The sequence below is a fragment of the Stenotrophomonas sp. P5_B8 genome, from assembly GCF_054049855.1.
Genome location: NZ_JBFULO010000063.1, coordinates 1 through 14,203 on the forward strand (window position 1 = coordinate 1; position 14,203 = coordinate 14,203).

17 protein-coding genes and 1 pseudogene are annotated in these 14,203 nt (G+C 68.1%); 10 read left to right on the forward strand and 8 right to left on the reverse strand.

Annotation, left to right across the window (positions count from 1 at the left end; translation table 11 throughout):
• Nucleotides 1-634, reverse strand: a pseudogene (locus tag ACXJKH_RS05655) (autotransporter outer membrane beta-barrel domain-containing protein); the annotation flags it as partial.
• 455 nt (nt 635-1,089) lie between these two features.
• On the opposite strand from ACXJKH_RS05655, the gene ACXJKH_RS05660 reads away from it, so the two are divergent.
• From ACXJKH_RS05660 to ACXJKH_RS05685, 6 genes are all read left to right on the forward strand, one after another.
• Nucleotides 1,090-2,502 (forward strand): amidohydrolase, encoded by a 1,413-nt coding sequence (locus tag ACXJKH_RS05660; RefSeq protein ID WP_457318609.1) that lies wholly within the window; start codon nt 1,090-1,092, stop codon nt 2,500-2,502.
• Entirely contained in the window at nt 2,499-3,782 is a 1,284-nt protein-coding gene (locus tag ACXJKH_RS05665) for an amidohydrolase family protein (protein WP_457318610.1), read from the forward strand. The genes ACXJKH_RS05660 and ACXJKH_RS05665 overlap by 4 nt, the downstream gene beginning before the upstream one ends.
• Nucleotides 3,783-3,837: 55 nt before the next feature.
• Nucleotides 3,838-4,476: a DsbA family protein gene (locus tag ACXJKH_RS05670; RefSeq protein WP_457318611.1), complete on the forward strand. Its 639-nt coding sequence runs from the start codon at nt 3,838-3,840 to the stop codon at nt 4,474-4,476.
• 81 nt (nt 4,477-4,557) lie between these two features.
• Nucleotides 4,558-5,502, forward strand: coding sequence for a DegV family protein (locus ACXJKH_RS05675; protein ID WP_256777323.1), 945 nt, complete (start codon nt 4,558-4,560; stop codon nt 5,500-5,502).
• A gap of 66 nt (nt 5,503-5,568) precedes the next feature.
• A complete protein-coding gene (locus ACXJKH_RS05680) occupies nt 5,569-5,907 on the forward strand; it encodes a hypothetical protein (RefSeq protein WP_457318612.1) in 339 nt (112 codons plus the stop codon).
• Nucleotides 5,908-6,032: 125 nt separating this feature from the next.
• The gene (locus ACXJKH_RS05685) at nt 6,033-6,449 is read left to right on the forward strand and encodes a hypothetical protein (protein ID WP_457318613.1); all 417 of its coding nucleotides are present in this window, start codon (nt 6,033-6,035) and stop codon (nt 6,447-6,449) included.
• Here the strand turns inward: ACXJKH_RS05685 and ACXJKH_RS05690 are convergent.
• The 3 genes from ACXJKH_RS05690 to ACXJKH_RS05700 are packed head-to-tail and all read right to left on the reverse strand — an operon-like array spanning nt 6,423 to nt 8,124.
• Nucleotides 6,423-6,614: a hypothetical protein gene (locus ACXJKH_RS05690; RefSeq protein WP_457318623.1), complete on the reverse strand. Its 192-nt coding sequence runs from the start codon at nt 6,612-6,614 to the stop codon at nt 6,423-6,425. The two genes, ACXJKH_RS05685 and ACXJKH_RS05690, sit on opposite strands and share 27 nt — an antisense overlap.
• Before the next feature lie 50 nt (nt 6,615-6,664).
• Complete coding sequence (locus tag ACXJKH_RS05695; protein ID WP_457318614.1) at nt 6,665-7,285, reverse strand: GGDEF domain-containing protein; 621 nt, start codon at nt 7,283-7,285, stop codon at nt 6,665-6,667.
• Nucleotides 7,249-8,124 carry a hypothetical protein gene (locus ACXJKH_RS05700; RefSeq protein ID WP_457318615.1) on the reverse strand — a complete coding sequence of 292 codons (876 nt, stop codon included), beginning with the start codon at nt 8,122-8,124 and terminating at the stop codon, nt 7,249-7,251. The genes ACXJKH_RS05695 and ACXJKH_RS05700 overlap by 37 nt, the downstream gene beginning before the upstream one ends.
• A gap of 197 nt (nt 8,125-8,321) precedes the next feature.
• Here ACXJKH_RS05700 and ACXJKH_RS05705 point away from each other — a divergent pair, with 197 nt between their 5' ends.
• The 3 genes from ACXJKH_RS05705 to ACXJKH_RS05715 all read left to right on the forward strand — a co-directional run bounded on the left by ACXJKH_RS05705 (nt 8,322) and on the right by ACXJKH_RS05715 (nt 10,990).
• Entirely contained in the window at nt 8,322-9,302 is a 981-nt protein-coding gene (locus ACXJKH_RS05705; RefSeq protein ID WP_457318616.1) for a L,D-transpeptidase family protein, read from the forward strand.
• Nucleotides 9,303-9,306: 4 nt separating this feature from the next.
• Nucleotides 9,307-10,005, forward strand: coding sequence for a M23 family metallopeptidase (locus ACXJKH_RS05710; protein WP_457318617.1), 699 nt, complete (start codon nt 9,307-9,309; stop codon nt 10,003-10,005).
• A 124-nt stretch (nt 10,006-10,129) separates the two neighbouring features.
• Nucleotides 10,130-10,990 (forward strand): PA4780 family RIO1-like protein kinase, encoded by an 861-nt coding sequence (locus ACXJKH_RS05715; RefSeq protein WP_457318618.1) that lies wholly within the window; start codon nt 10,130-10,132, stop codon nt 10,988-10,990.
• A 194-nt stretch (nt 10,991-11,184) separates the two neighbouring features.
• On the opposite strand, the gene fghA is transcribed toward ACXJKH_RS05715, so the two are convergent.
• Genes fghA through frmR form a run of 4 tightly spaced genes read right to left on the reverse strand, consistent with a single transcriptional unit; the run spans nt 11,185 to nt 13,844 of the window.
• Nucleotides 11,185-12,015 (reverse strand): S-formylglutathione hydrolase, encoded by an 831-nt coding sequence (gene fghA / locus ACXJKH_RS05720; RefSeq protein WP_457318619.1) that lies wholly within the window; start codon nt 12,013-12,015, stop codon nt 11,185-11,187.
• A 25-nt stretch (nt 12,016-12,040) separates the two neighbouring features.
• The gene (locus tag ACXJKH_RS05725) at nt 12,041-12,394 is read right to left on the reverse strand and encodes a YqcC family protein (RefSeq protein ID WP_457318620.1); all 354 of its coding nucleotides are present in this window, start codon (nt 12,392-12,394) and stop codon (nt 12,041-12,043) included.
• A gap of 9 nt (nt 12,395-12,403) precedes the next feature.
• Nucleotides 12,404-13,513 (reverse strand): S-(hydroxymethyl)glutathione dehydrogenase/class III alcohol dehydrogenase, encoded by a 1,110-nt coding sequence (locus ACXJKH_RS05730; RefSeq protein ID WP_457318621.1) that lies wholly within the window; start codon nt 13,511-13,513, stop codon nt 12,404-12,406.
• A 55-nt stretch (nt 13,514-13,568) separates the two neighbouring features.
• Nucleotides 13,569-13,844 carry a formaldehyde-responsive transcriptional repressor FrmR gene (gene frmR / locus ACXJKH_RS05735; RefSeq protein WP_256777333.1) on the reverse strand — a complete coding sequence of 92 codons (276 nt, stop codon included), beginning with the start codon at nt 13,842-13,844 and terminating at the stop codon, nt 13,569-13,571.
• Nucleotides 13,845-14,022: 178 nt separating this feature from the next.
• Here frmR and ACXJKH_RS05740 point away from each other — a divergent pair.
• The coding region (locus ACXJKH_RS05740; RefSeq protein WP_457318622.1) for a hypothetical protein at nt 14,023-14,203 on the forward strand (181 nt) is incomplete at its 3' end.

Here is a 14,203-nt window from a genome sequence, read left to right on the forward strand (position 1 = left end):
ACACGTGGGTGCCATGGACCTGGTAGCTGGCGCCTTCATAGAAGCCATTGCGATTGAACAGGTCCTCGTACTGCGGATCGAGAATCTGATAGTCGACCGCCACCTGGTCGCCGTCACTGCTGAAGCAGGCATCCGGACCATCGATGATGGCGGTATTCGCGCACAGGCTGCCATCGGGCAGCACATCGGCCAGATGGATGCTGCGATGGTCCTTGCCGGCGAACTCGTCATGCTGCAGGCCGGTGCCGCTGTCGAACACGCCCAGGCGGATGCCCTTGCCGGTCAGGCCGCGCGCATAGGCGGCGTCGGCGTTGATCGCGCCCAGGCCCCAGTCGGCGTCGAACTCGGTGCTGCGCCAGCTCTCGGCATTGCCGGGGGTGCCGTTGATCGGGCCGGGGGCCGGCTCGGCAGTGATGCGGACGCCGCCGACATTGGCGACGTTGGCCGCCGGCAGGTCGAGGCTGAAAGCCGCCCGCTGCAGCGCGCGCTGTTGCTGGTAGGTGCTCAGGGAGTCGCTGGAGGAACTGGCCAGCGCAGGCACCGCAAGGGCGGCCAGCAGGGTTCCGGTGATGGCCGATGCCAGCAGGCTCGGCGAGGGACGGCGACGTGCGTTGGAGCGCGATACGTAGGTCATTTGAACTCTACTTCCTTGAAGTGATTCGGGCCGGGACATCGCAGGGATATCGGCAGCCGCACCAGAAGATGCATGCCATTCCATACGACATGCTGACTGATCCTAAGCGATTTTTTACAGAATTTTTACAATTTATGGGCATAAGCCGATGCGGCGGAAACGCCGCCGGTCAACATCCGTGTTGGTCGCCCTGCGGGGCGACCCTGCAAGGTCCTTTGCACCATCGMAGGCGGAAGCCTTCGACGGTGCCACGCGTAGCACACAACCAGGCGTCATCCAGAATTCTGGACAACATCACGCTAACCATTGACGTGGCAGATGGGTATCAGGAAAACCCCCACAGCGATTGACTACGTCGGCGGATGCCCGATTCCACCTCCATGAGCTACGTCACTTGGCAATCCCGCCGGCAACCGCTAGCGTCGGCCGATCCGTCCATGCCGCATCGGGGAAACATGCGCACACGATTGACCGCCGGGGTGGCCCTGGCGCTGTTTTCACTTGCCGCGCCGTCGGCGCCGGCCGCCTCGCGATTCGTGCAGGACCCCTATCCCAGCACCTACGCGCCGATCGCCTCGGCGCCGGTACTGATCCGCAATGCCACCGTGCTGACCGGTACGGGCGTGCGCCTGGAACAGGCCGACGTGCTGCTGCGCGATGGCCGCATCGCCGCCGTCGGCACGGCGCTGGCCGCACCGGCCGATGCGCGCGAAGTGGATGCGCGGGGCAAGTGGGTCACTCCCGGCATCATCGACGTGCATTCGCACCTGGGCGTGTACCCCAGCCCCGGGGTGAGTGCGCACAGCGATGGTAACGAGATGACCGCGCCGGTCACCGCCAACGTATGGGCCGAACATTCGGTATGGCCGCAGGATCCGGGCTTCGCCGCAGCGCTCGCCGGCGGCGTGACCGCGATGCAGGTGCTGCCGGGCTCGGCCAACCTGGTCGGTGGCCGCGGCGTTACCCTGAAGAACGTGCCGGCCACCACCTACCAGGCCATGAAATTCCCCGGCGCGCCGTGGGGGTTGAAGATGGCCTGCGGCGAAAACCCCAAGCGCGTCTACGGCGGCGGCAAGGGCGTGGCGCCGTCAACGCGGATGGGCAACGTGGCCGGCTACCGCGCCGCCTTCATCGATGCCAGCGAGTATCTCGCCAAGAACGCGCCGAAGAAGCCCCAGAAGAAGAAACGCTGGTTCGGTGGCGATGACAAGGGCGACAGTGCCGGCGATGCCGGTGGCAAGCGCGACCTCAAGCTGGACACGCTGGCGGGCGCGATCCAGGGCGACATCCGCGTGCACATCCACTGCTACCGCGCCGACGAGATGGCGACCATGCTGGATCTGTCCAAGGAATTCGGCTTCAAGATCGCCGCCTTCCACCATGCCGTGGAGGCCTACAAGCTGGCTGACCGGCTCGCCGCCGAGGGCGTGTGTGGTGCGCTGTGGGCCGATTGGTGGGGCTTCAAGATGGAGGCCTTCGACGGCATCCAGGACAACATCGCGCTGGTCGACCGCCCGGCCAACAGCTGTGCGATCGTGCATTCCGATTCGCCCGAAGGCATCCAGCGGCTCAACCAGGAAGCAGCCAAGGCGATCGCCAACGCGCGCCGCGCCGGTCTCACGATCGCGCCGGAGCGCGCGATGATGTGGCTGACGCTCAACGCGGCACGCTCCTTGGGCGTGGAGAAGCAGACGGGCAGCCTGGAGGCGGGCAAGATGGGCGATGTGGTGGTGTGGAACGGGAGTCCCTTCAGTTCCTACGCGCAGGCCGAACAGGTCTATATCGACGGACATCAGGTCTACGACCGCCACGATGCGCGGCGGCAGCCGCTGTCGGACTTCATGCTGGGCCAGGAGGTCCGGCCATGAGGCGCGCTTGGAGTAGTTCGGCGCGTTGCCGAGCGTGGCTCGGCACTACCTTGCTGGTCTTGGCCGCCCTGCCGGCGCAGGCGCAGGACCTGCTGGTGCGCAATGCCACGGTGCACACCGCCAGCGCGCGCGGCAGCCTGGAGCACGCCGACGTGCTGGTCCAGGGCGGCATCATCCGCGCGGTCGGCGCAGGTCTGTCGGCACCGGCTGGCACCGTGGTGGTCGAGGCTGCAGGCAAGCCGCTGACCCCGGCGCTGTTCGGTGGCATCACCGACATCGGCATCGAGGAAGTGTCCGGCGAGTCGGCCACGGTGGACAGCACGCTGAAGCTGGACGACCAGCCATTGCGACCGGAATTCGATGTGAGCCTGGCCTATAACCCCGACTCGGTGCTGATCCCGGTGGCCCGACTGGACGGGATCGGGTTCACCGCGTTGGGGGCCAACAGCGGCGGTGGTTTCATCGCCGGCCAGGGCGGCGTGGTGCGGTTGGATGGCAGCACCGATCCGATCGGGCCACTGGCGTTGTACCTCCGTCTGGGCGCGTCCGGCGCCGAGTTGACCGGCAGCTCGCGCGCGGCGCAATGGATGCTGCTCGAACAGATGGTCAGCGAAGCGCGTGGTCGCGTGCCTGCCGATTCGCCGCACGCATTGCTGACCCCCGCCGGCCGCGCCACGCTGGCCCGCTACCTCGGCGGCCACGGGCGGCTGGTAGTGCAGATCGACCGCGCCGCCGACATCCGCCAGCTGCTGCGCTGGGCGGCCCGCGAAAACGTGAAGATCGCCATCGCCGGGGGTGCCGAAGCGTGGCGGGTGGCACCGCAGTTGGCGCAGGCCAACGTACCGGTGTTCGTTGACGCGCTGGGCAACCTGCCGGCCAGCTTCGACCAGATCGGTGCCACTCTGGAGAACGCCGCGCGCCTGCGTGCCGCTGGCGTGCAGGTCAGCTTCGCCCAGCGCGAGGATGCCTCACACAACGCGCGCAAGATGCGCCAGCTGGCCGGCAATGCGGTGGCCAATGGCCTGCCCTGGCAGGATGGCCTGGCAGGGCTGACCCGGGTGCCGGCACAGGTGCTGGGCGTGGGCGAGCGGATCGGCACGATCGAGGTCGGCAAGCTGGCCGACCTGGTGCTGTGGGAAGGCGACCCGCTGGACGTGGGCCACTACGCCGAGCAGGTGTGGCTGGGCGGCCGGCCGATGCCGATGCGCTCGCGGCAGACCGAACTGCGCGATCGCTACCTGGCCCCGGCTTCGGCCGAACCACGCGCATACTCGCGCTGAGCCGCCTTCCGCGGCGGGGCCCGCCCCCGCCGCATCCACCTGCAAGGAATTCCCGATGGCGCTGCGCTGGTACTTTGATTTCGTCTCGCCGTTCGCCTATCTGCACTGGCAGCAGCTCAAGCAGCTGCCGCAGTTCGAGCGGATCACGCCGGTGCCGATCGCCTTCGGTGCGGTGCTGCACCACCTGGGCAACCTGGGCCCGGCCGAGATCCCGGCAAAGCGCCGCTTCACCTACCGGCAAGTACTGTGGCAGGCGCAGCAGCAGGGGGTGACGCTGCGCTTCCCGCCCGGGCACCCGTTCAATCCCCTGGCCGCGCTGCGGCTGTGCCTGGCCGCCGAAGCCAGCCACCAGGCCGTGGACATCCTGTTCAACTGGATCTGGCGCGATGGCCACGCCGCCGATACCCCCGCCGCGCTGGCCCTGCCGGGCGCGATGCTGGAAGTGGCCAACGTGGCCGCAGCGGTATCGGCGCCGTCGGTGAAGGAGCAGCTGCGGCAGAACACCGAAGCGGCGATCAGCGCCGGGGTGTTCGGGGTACCGACCCTGGCCATCGATGGCGAACTGTTCTGGGGCAACGAGGCGCACGGCCTGATGCAGGCCGTACTGGCCGACCCGACCATGCTGCAGCGCGGCGAATGGGCACGGATCGATAACCTGCCGGTGGCGGTGGAGCGCAGCCGACCGGCAAGCTGACTGGCCGCTCAGGCAGCGTCGACGATTTTGAGATAGCTTTCACACTTCCGAACCTACAACCGGCCTTGAGGGGGGCTCAGGATGCGCATCGGAATCGTCGTCGACTCTGCCTGCGATTTGCCGCAGGACTTCATCGAACAACACAACATCGTGCTGCTGCCAATCACGGTGCGGATCGGCGAAGCGGTGCTCGCCGACCATCGCGACGAGCAGGCCACGCTCAGCTTCCTGCATGCCCACGTGGCCGAACACGGCGCCGAAGCGGAGACCATTCCGTTCAGCGTCACCCAGATCCGCGACCTGTTCCTGGGCAAGCTGGTGATCGATTACGACCATGTGTTCTGCATGACGATCACCAAGACCCGCAGCCCCATCCATGACAACGCGATGCAGGCCAGCTTCGCGATCCTCAACGACTACAAGCCGGTGCGCCAGGCAGCTGGCTTCAATACGCCGTTTGCCCTGCGCGTGCTCGATACCCAGAACCTGTTCGCCGCGCAGGGCGTGACCGCGGTGGAAGCGGTGCGGCTGCGCGCCAGTGGCGTGAGCGTGCAGCAGATCCGCGAACGGCTGGAAATGCTGGCGCAGAACGTGCACGGCTACATGGTCACGCGCGACCTGTACTACATGCGCGCCCGCGCCCGGCACAAGGGCGACCGCAGCGTCGGCCTGCTCAGCGCGGCGCTGGGCAGCGCGCTGGACATCAAGCCGGTACTGCATGGCTACCGCGGGCAGACCGGGCCGGTGGCCAAGATCAAGGGCTTCGACAACGCGGTGCAGAAGCTGTTCGATTTCGTCGGGCAGCGGGTCAAGGCCGGGCTGCTGACGCCCACCGTATGCGTCAGCTACGGCGGCGAGCTGGCCGACCTGCAGGCCCTGCCCGGCTACGCCACGCTGCAGCAGACCTGCCAGGCGCACGGGGTGGAGCTGTTCGAGTCGGTGATGAGCCTGACCGGCATGGTCAACGTCGGCAAGGGCGCGGTCACCATTGGATTTGCCGACGAACCGCATACCTTCAGCGGCTGAGCCGCCGATCTGCACGCCGATTGCACTTCGGCTCTGCCAGCCTTGCCGCATTCACTGGAGGTAACCATGTCAACGCAGTACCACATCAGCCTGCCGGACCCGTCCAAGGCCCGCGGCAACGATCCAGACCTTTCCTTCCGCTCGCAGGGCGCCGCCGGCTTCGCCGAGGAGCTGCAGGATGCCCTGCGCAGCACCGTCCTGTTCGACAAGTGGCGTGCCAAGCAGCCCGACCCGGACGCGGTCGAAGCGCAGTGGGGGGCCACCGATCCGTCGGCCACCGTCACCGGCTCGCAGGACGACCTGCGCATCAACCTGGTGGCCACCACCCGCATCGACAGCGATGTGTTCAAGCAGCGCCTGCGCATGCTGGCCGGGCATCATTGGGAGCTGCGCGACGTGCGTTGAAGCGCGATGCGATGGTAACGTGCCGACCGCATGTTGCCCTCGCCGCTCTCCAGAGCGGGCTGCGCATGCCGCCCGACACTGGAACCGGGCCGCCATCATGGCGGCCTTTACGCATGGAATGCCGCGTGGACCCGAAACGCCGCAATCTCATCGACCGCACCGACCTTGACGCGTTGCTGTCGCCGCCGCAGGCGCCGTTTCGCGACGTGGTGGATCCGGTGCGCGTGCCCGCGCCGCGCCCTGGCCCGACTGCATCGGCGCCTCCGGCGGTGCCGGCCGACGACGTCGTGTACCTCGTTCCCAACCGCGGCGTGCGCCGCGTCATCCTGATCGCCGCCGGCGGTCCGATCATGCTGATCGGCATGATGCTGCTGGAAGTCATCTGGAGCGCCCTGCCCGAGGGCGGCACCGTGCTCCGGGCGGCGCTGACGGTGATTCCGGTGCTGATGATCGGCTACCTGCCCTACCGACTGCTGGGCCGGCGGGGTTCACCCCGACGGCCGGTCGACAGCGGATCAGGGATGCGCGGCCCCGGCGCCTGACGTCCCCGTCGTTGCGACCGCTTCGCCACCCTGCCAGCCCCCCAACGCCCGGTACAGCTCCACCCGCGGCATTGCCGCACTGGCGTGGCGGGTGGCCAGCGCTGCCTGGTTGTCCAGGGCGATGCGCTGGGGGATCGCTGCGCTGCTGCTCGCTGGCTTCAGCATCGATCGCAGCGTCCATTGTCAGCGCCGGGCGCCACGCCGCGGCGACCGGCTCATCGCGGCGTCGCGCCGGCGACGGATGACACGCCAGCGTCCGCCTCCACCACCCGGTTGCGGCCATGCCGCTTGGCCTCGTACAACGCGGCATCGGTGGCTGCCAGCAGGCCACTGGGATCGGACGAAGCGATCTGCGCGACATGCGCCACGCCGATGCTGACGGTCACACCGATCAGGTTGACCGCACCGGGCGAGGCCAGACGCACCCGTTCCACCGCCTGGCGCATGGTCTCGGCCAGCGCCAGCGCACCCTCGCGCGTCGTCGCGGGAACCACCACCGCGAATTCCTCACCGCCGTAGCGCGCCACCACGTCCGACCCGCGCGTGGCACAGCCGGCCAGGGTGGTGGCGACCTCGCGCAGGCATACATCGCCCAGCGGATGGCCGAAGCGGTCGTTGAACTGTTTGAAGTGATCGATGTCCACCATCAGCAACGCCATGCCCTGCCCGCTGCGGCGCGCGCGGCCCCATYCGGCCTGCAGCACGTGGTCGAACTGGCGGCGGTTGGCCACCCCGGTCAATGCGTCCACCCGCGACAGTACGTCCAGCTGGTCCTGGCGCTCCATCGCACGTACCTGCATCACCACCCCGCGCAGGCCCGACCCCAGCGTGGCCACAGCGCGAAGCCGACCACGGCCAGGTGCGGGTGCTTGTCCACCATCAATCCCGACACCACCAGCAGCGCGGCCGGCAGGATCAACGGGCTGCCCGCGCGCACCGCCAATGCCAGGCGGCGCGGTGTGGTGTCCTCCGCCTCGGCGCCGCCGCGCAGTGCCAGTACCGCAAGCAGCAGGAACGGCAGGTCGATCAGCACATCGGTCAACCCGCCGTAGCTTGCCTCGGTGGCAAAGTGGTTGATGTAGGCGGCCATCCCCAGATAGAGCCAGGCGAACAGGCTCAACGCACGGAAGAACACCCGGCGCGAGCCGTCTTCGCTGGCAAGGTAGCGCACCAGCGCGAACACCGCGATGAACAGGTTCTCGATGTCGAACATCACCCGCAGGCTGTTTATCCCCTGCGCCGGGGCATCGCTCACCGTGGCGAAGGAAAAGGTGTGCACGAAGAACAGGTAGCCCAGCAGCAGCGCCAACGCGCCATCGATAAGGATCAGGTACCAAGGCTCATGCCGCGGGTGCGCCATCGCAAATGTCAGCGGCACCCCGTACAACACGTAGAGCAGCATGCTGGCGCCCGGCGTCGCATCGGGATTGCCGCGTCCGATTTCCTGGTACATGTTCAACGCCATGCCGCCGGCCCACAGCAGCATGCCCACCGCGAGCGCCAGCCAGCCCACGCGCGCCTGGCTCAGCCGCATGCGCCACAGGCAGCCAAGCGCGGCCAGCAGCGGCGCACCGATCAGGAACGAAAATGACAACGCCTGTGCATGGCCCGGCAGCAATGCCAGGGCCAATCCGTGGCACAGCAGGTACAACGCCGCCCACCATGCTGCTGCCATGCAACCCCCTGTCCGGAGTGACGTGCGCCCACGATAGCGCGAATGCCCTGCGGCGCCGATCAAACGAGGCAAGGCGCTTCACAGGCCGTGCACGCTGCCAGGGACCGCGTCGCACTCAGCTGCCCGTCAGCGTTTTCACGGCACACGTGCACATCGCTCCGGCAAGGTAAATCCATACCCCCTACCGGACGTTCTCGATGATCCTGCGCCCGCGCGCCACCGCCCCGCTTCTCGCCTTCGCCCTGGCCTGCGCAGCACCGGCCTGGGCGCAAACGCCGGCTGCGCTGCCGGCGCCCATTGCCGAAAACGCCACCGCCGGGAACAGCGCGCCGGCCACCGGTGTGCGCTCTGACCTGCACGCACAAGTGCTGCTGGACCGTGCGCACTTCTCGCCGGGCGAAATCGATGGCCTGCCCGGCTCGAACCAGAAGCGTGCGGTGGCCGGTTTCCAGGCCGCCCGCGGCCTCAAGGTTACCGGTGAACTCGACGATGCCACCTGGCAGGCGCTGCAGCCGGACAGCACGCCCGTGCTGGCCCGTTACACCCTGACCGCCGAGGACGTGGCCGGCCCGTTCCAGCCGATCCMGAAGAAGCCGGCCGAGCAGGCCAAGCTCAAGGCGCTGGGCTTCACCACGGTGCAGGAGTCGCTGGGCGAACGCTTCCATGCCTCGCCCGAGCTGCTGCGCACGCTCAACCCCGGCGTGGACCTGGCCAAGGCCGGCAGCGAGATCCAGGTACCCAACATCGCCGCGGCGGCGCTGCCCAAGGCGGCCAAGCTGGTGATCGACAAGTCCGATTCCACGCTGCGCCTGTATGACGCACAGGGCAAGGTGTACGCGCAGTTCCCGGTGTCCTCGGGCAGCAAGCACGATCCGCTGCCGATCGGGACCTGGAAGATCCTGGGCATCTCGCGCGAGCCGACCTTCCACTACAACCCCAAGCTGTTCTGGGATGCCAGCAAGAAGGAGAGCAAGGCACTACTGCCGGCCGGCCCGAACAACCCGGTCGGCCGGGTCTGGATCGATATCTCCAAGCCGCACTACGGCCTGCACGGCACGCCCGAGCCGGGCCATGTGGGCAAGACCGAATCGCACGGCTGCGTGCGCATGACCAACTGGGATGCCCTGCAGGTGGCCGATGCGGTGGACGCCTCGGTGCCTGTGGTGATGCAGGAGTGATGCGATGACACTGCCCAAACTGCTCGCACTGGGACTGGTGATCGGCGTGGCGGGCTGGTGGTGGCTGGGGCCGCGCGCGGAACAGGCGCCCGCCGCCGCGGTCGCATCGCCAGCGGTGCTGGCGACGCCGGGACGCGCCGGTCCGGCGGCCGTCGCCAGCACCGCAACCGCCCCGGCGACGGCGGCTCCCGCTGCGACGCCGGGCACTGCGGCCGCGGCCGCGGCCCCTGACGCCGCAGCGGCGCCTGCTCCGGCCGATGGCACCGGCCTGCTGCTGCCGGTCCAGGGCATCACCGCCGCCCAACTGCAGGACACCTTCACCGACGCGCGCAGTGAGGGCCGCGTCCACGATGCGATCGACATCCTGGCCCCGGCTGGCACGCCCGTGCTGGCCGTGGCCGATGGCACCGTGGAGAAGCTGTTCGACAGCGCGCGTGGCGGGCTGACCCTGTACCAGTTCGAGCCCGGTGGCCGTTATTGCTACTACTACGCCCACCTRCAGCGCTACGCCGATGGCCTGGCCGAGAAGCAGCAGGTCAAGCGCGGCCAGGTGATCGGCTATGTCGGCAGCACCGGCAATGCCAGCCCGGAGGCGCCGCACCTGCACTTCGAGATCCATGCGCTGGGTCCGGAAAAGCAGTGGTGGAAGGGCGAATCGCTCAACCCGTATCCGGTTCTGCGAGGGGAACAGGGGCTGCCGTGAGCCCCCTTGGCGTCCGGGCTGAACGGCTGGCACGGAGCGCCGATGGCCGGGCCGCCCCGAAGATGCGAAAATCCCTCCCCCTTTCCGGCGGGCGCATTGGCGCCGGCCACAATCCCGAGATTCCGTGAAGACCCCCCAAGGCCTGCAGGCGCTGATCGACGACGGCGTGATCGATGAAGTGCTGCGCCCGCTCAAGAGCGGCAAGGAAGCAGCGGTGTACGTGGTACGCAGCGGCGACGATGTGCGCTGCGCCAAGGTCTACAAAGACATGGCCCAGCGCAGCTTCCAGCAGCGCGTGCAGTACCAGGAAGGCCGCAAGGTGCGTGGCAGCCGCGAGGCGCGTGCGGTTGGCAAGGCCAGCAAATACGGACGCAAGCAGCAGGAAACCGCCTGGAAGAACACCGAGGTGGACGCGCTGTACCAGCTGCGCGACGCCGGTGTGCGCGTGCCCGAGCCGCACGGCTACTACCACGGCGTGCTGGTGATGGAACTGGTCACCGACGCGGACGGTTTCTCCGCCGCCCGGCTGGGCGAAGTGGAGCTGGAGCCGGACCAGGCGCGCGAGTTCCACCAGACCCTGGTCCGCCAGGTGGTGCGCATGTTGTGCTGCGGCCTGATCCACGGCGATCTGTCGCCGTACAACGTACTGGTGGGCCCGGACGGCCCGGTGGTGATCGACTTCCCGCAGGTGGTCAGCGCCGGCGGCAACAACGCCGCGCGCAGCATGCTGCTGCGCGACGTCAACAACCTCACCGCCTACCTGGGCCGGTTCGCGCCGGAGCTGCTGGACAGCTGGTACGGCGAAGAGATGTGGGCGTTGTTCGAAGCCGGTGACCTGCTGCCCGACAGCCCGCTCACCGGCACCTTCGTGCATGACGAAACCACCATCGACCTGGACGGCGTGCGCCACGCGATCAACGATGCGCGCGAAGAAGCGCTGATCCGCCAGCAGGGTCGCGAGGCGGCGGAAGAAGACGAGGATTGAAGCGGCGGTAGAGCCACCCCATGGGTGGCTGCTCTCCGTTCTGGCAGCGCGTGCAGCCGACCAACGGTCGGCTCTACCGTTCCGGCACCGCGTGCAGCCGACCAACGGTCGGCTCTACCGTTTCGGCACCGTGTGCAGCCGACCAACGGTCGGCTCTACGATGAGGCGTGCAGCGCGTTGGCGTGGGGTGCCGATCAGGCGTGCAGCGCCTTGGCGTGGTGGGCGATGTGCTCGCCGATGAAGCTGCTGATGAAGTAGTAGCTGTGGTCGTAGCCCGGCTGCAGGCGCAACTGCAGCGGATGGCCGGCAGCGGTGCAGGCGGCCTGCAACCACTGCGGTTGCAGTTGGGTGTCGAGGAATTCATCGCCGCCGCCCTGGTCGACCAGCAACGGCAGGCGCTCTTCGGCACGGGCGACCAGTTCGCTGGCATCCCAGGCCGACCAGCTGCTGCGGTCCTCGCCGAGGTAGGCGGCGAAGGCCTTCTGGCCCCAGGGCACGCGGGTCGGTGCGACGATCGGTGAGAACGCCGACACGCTGCGGTAGCGGCCGGGATTCTTCAGCGCGATCACCAGCGCGCCATGGCCCCCCATCGAATGTCCGCTGATGCTGCGCGCATCGGTCGCCGGCAGATGCGCCTCGATCAGCGCCGGCAACTCGTCCACCACGTAGTCGTACATGCGGTAGTGCGCCGCCCACGGTTGCTCGCTGGCGTTGAGATAGAAGCCGGCGCCCTTGCCCAGGTCGTAGCCGTCGGCATCGGCGACGTCATCCCCGCGCGGACTGGTGTCCGGCGCCACCAGGATCACCCCGTGTTCGGCGGCATAGCGCTGCGCGCCGGCCTTGGTGATGAAGTTCTGCTCGGTGCAGGTCAGCCCGCTCAGCCAGTACAGCACCGGCAGCTTCTGCGTGGCGGCCTGTGGCGGCAGGTAGACGGCGACCTTCATCTCGCAGCCCAGCACCTGCGAGCGGTGCTGGTACACGTCCTGCCAGCCGCCGGAGGCGGCGCGATGTTCGATGCGTTCCATGGTCTCTCCGTGAGCCGGGCGCGTGTCAGCGCGATGTCCCGGCGTTGATGTCATTGTCCAGCTCGGCCAGCAGCCGCAGCAGTGTTCCGGTCTGCGGCACGCCATCAAGGTTGCGCATGGCGGCCACGGCCACCTGGCTGCGTGGTGGCCATTGGCCACTGCGCCTTGCCTCGTGCAAGCGTGGCAGGAACACCTGCGTCAGCCACTGCTCGAACGGCATCTCCTCGCCACCAAAGGCCGAGGTGACCGCCGCCGGCTCACCCACCTCGCCGTGCAGCCAGCCAAGCTCGCGCAGGGCCTGCTCGATGCGGTCCACCAGCGCATCCCGCACCGGTACTGCCGGTGCCGTGCGTCGTTTCCAGAAGTCGGTCAGGCCCATGCCGCCGGCTCAGTAATGCACCACCGAGCGGATCGACTTCCCCTCGTGCATCAGCTCGAAGGCATCGTTGATCTGCTCCAGGTCCATGGTGTGGGTGACGAACGGCGCCAGTTCGATGTCGCCCTTCATGGCGTCTTCGACCATGCCCGGCAGCTGGCTGCGGCCCTTCACGCCGCCGAAGGCGGTGCCCTTCCACGAGCGGCCGGTGACCAGCTGGAACGGACGGGTCGAGATTTCCTGACCCGAGCCGGCCACGCCGATGATCACCGACTGGCCCCAGCCACGGTGCGCGCATTCCAGTGCGGCACGCATCACGTTGACGTTGCCGATGCACTCGAAGGTGTGGTCCACGCCCCAGGTGGTCATCTCCACGATCACCTGCTGGATCGGCTTGTCGAAGTCCTTCGGGTTGACGCAGTCGGTGGCACCGAACTGCCTGGCCAGGTCGAACTTGGACGGGTTGGTGTCGATGGCGAAGATGCGCCCGGCCTTGGCCTGACGCGCGCCCTGGATCACCGCCAGGCCGATGCCGCCCAGGCCGAACACGGCCACCGAATCACCTTCCTGCACCTTGGCGGTGTTGTGCACCGCGCCGATGCCGGTGGTGACGCCGCAGCCGAGCAGGCACACGTGCTCCGGGTTCGCTTCGGGGTTGATCTTGGCCAGCGAGACTTCGGCCACCACCGTGTACTCGCTGAAGGTCGAGCAGCCCATGTAGTGATAGATCGGCTCGCCGTTGTAGCTGAAGCGGGTGGTGCCATCGGGCATCACGCCCTTGCCCTGGGTGGCGCGCACGGCCACGCACAGGTTGGTCTTGCCCGAGGTACAGAACAGGCATTCACCGCACTCGGCGGTGTACAGCGGAATGACGTGGTCGCCCGGCGCCACGCTGGTGACGCCCTCGCCCACTTCCACCACGATGCCCGCGCCTTCATGGCCCAGCACCGCCGGGAACAGGCCTTCCGGATCATCGCCGGACAGGGTGAACGCATCGGTGTGGCAGACACCGGTGTGGGTGATCTTGACCAGCACCTCGCCCTTCTTCGGCGGGGCGACATCGATCTCGACGATCTTCAACGGCTGGCCGGGACCAAACGCAACAGCGGCACGGGATTTCATCGGCAACACTCCAGAGTAGTAGACAAGACAGAACAGCACGCGGTCGCCCGCGCGCTCATTTCAGGTAGGAACGGATCAGCGCGCTCATGTCGCGCACGCGCTCGGCGCGCTGCGCATCGGACTGCGCCGGCTGGCCGAATTCTTCGCGCAGGTGGGCTTCCATCACTTCGGACATCAGCCCGTTGACCGCGCCGCGGATCGCGGCGATCTGCTGCAGCACCGGCGCGCACTCGGCCCCGCCCTCCAGCGCCCGGTCGAGCGCATCGCACTGACCGCGGATGCGGCGCACGCGGGCCAGGACCTTCTTCTTTTCTTCGGGGGAATGCGGCATGGACAGCGCGGCCAGAGAACTATACTGGGGGATAGTATACATGCAGCCTGGCCCGCACCCAAATGACGGGCTCTCGCCGCGCCCCCCACCGAGTCGCAGGGCGGTTTTCCCAGGATTTGCATATCGCGCGGGCGGCCGCCTCCCTAGAGTTCGCGGCATACCGCACCGTGGCCGCCCGATGATTGCCCCCGCCTCGTCCTCGCAGCACCTGCTTGCCCTGGCCATCGCCGCCGCACTGGCCGGCAACGCCTCGGCGGCCCTCGCCCAACACGCTGCCCCGATCATCGCCGACGGCACCCGGGAAGAAGCCGCTCCCGGTGAGTATCGCAGCACCGCAGATGGGGCCGCGGGCCATGTCC

Bases quoted from the DNA above. Each gene is read 5' to 3' on its own strand.
- fghA (WP_457318619.1), bottom strand. From the start codon at position 12,015: ATGGAACGCATCGAACATCGCGCCGCCTCCGGCGGCTGGCAGGACGTG.
- ACXJKH_RS05725 (WP_457318620.1), bottom strand. From the start codon at position 12,394: ATGGGCCTGACCGACTTCTGGAAACGACGCACGGCACCGGCAGTACCG.
- ACXJKH_RS05730 (WP_457318621.1), bottom strand. From the start codon at position 13,513: ATGAAATCCCGTGCCGCTGTTGCGTTTGGTCCCGGCCAGCCGTTGAAG.
- ACXJKH_RS05680 (WP_457318612.1), top strand. From the start codon at position 5,569: ATGTCAACGCAGTACCACATCAGCCTGCCGGACCCGTCCAAGGCCCGC.
- frmR (WP_256777333.1), bottom strand. From the start codon at position 13,844: ATGCCGCATTCCCCCGAAGAAAAGAAGAAGGTCCTGGCCCGCGTGCGC.
- ACXJKH_RS05700 (WP_457318615.1), bottom strand. From the start codon at position 8,124: ATGGCAGCAGCATGGTGGGCGGCGTTGTACCTGCTGTGCCACGGATTG.
- ACXJKH_RS05670 (WP_457318611.1), top strand. From the start codon at position 3,838: ATGGCGCTGCGCTGGTACTTTGATTTCGTCTCGCCGTTCGCCTATCTG.
- ACXJKH_RS05660 (WP_457318609.1), top strand. From the start codon at position 1,090: ATGCGCACACGATTGACCGCCGGGGTGGCCCTGGCGCTGTTTTCACTT.
- ACXJKH_RS05690 (WP_457318623.1), bottom strand. From the start codon at position 6,614: ATGCTGAAGCCAGCGAGCAGCAGCGCAGCGATCCCCCAGCGCATCGCC.
- ACXJKH_RS05665 (WP_457318610.1), top strand. From the start codon at position 2,499: ATGAGGCGCGCTTGGAGTAGTTCGGCGCGTTGCCGAGCGTGGCTCGGC.
- ACXJKH_RS05675 (WP_256777323.1), top strand. From the start codon at position 4,558: ATGCGCATCGGAATCGTCGTCGACTCTGCCTGCGATTTGCCGCAGGAC.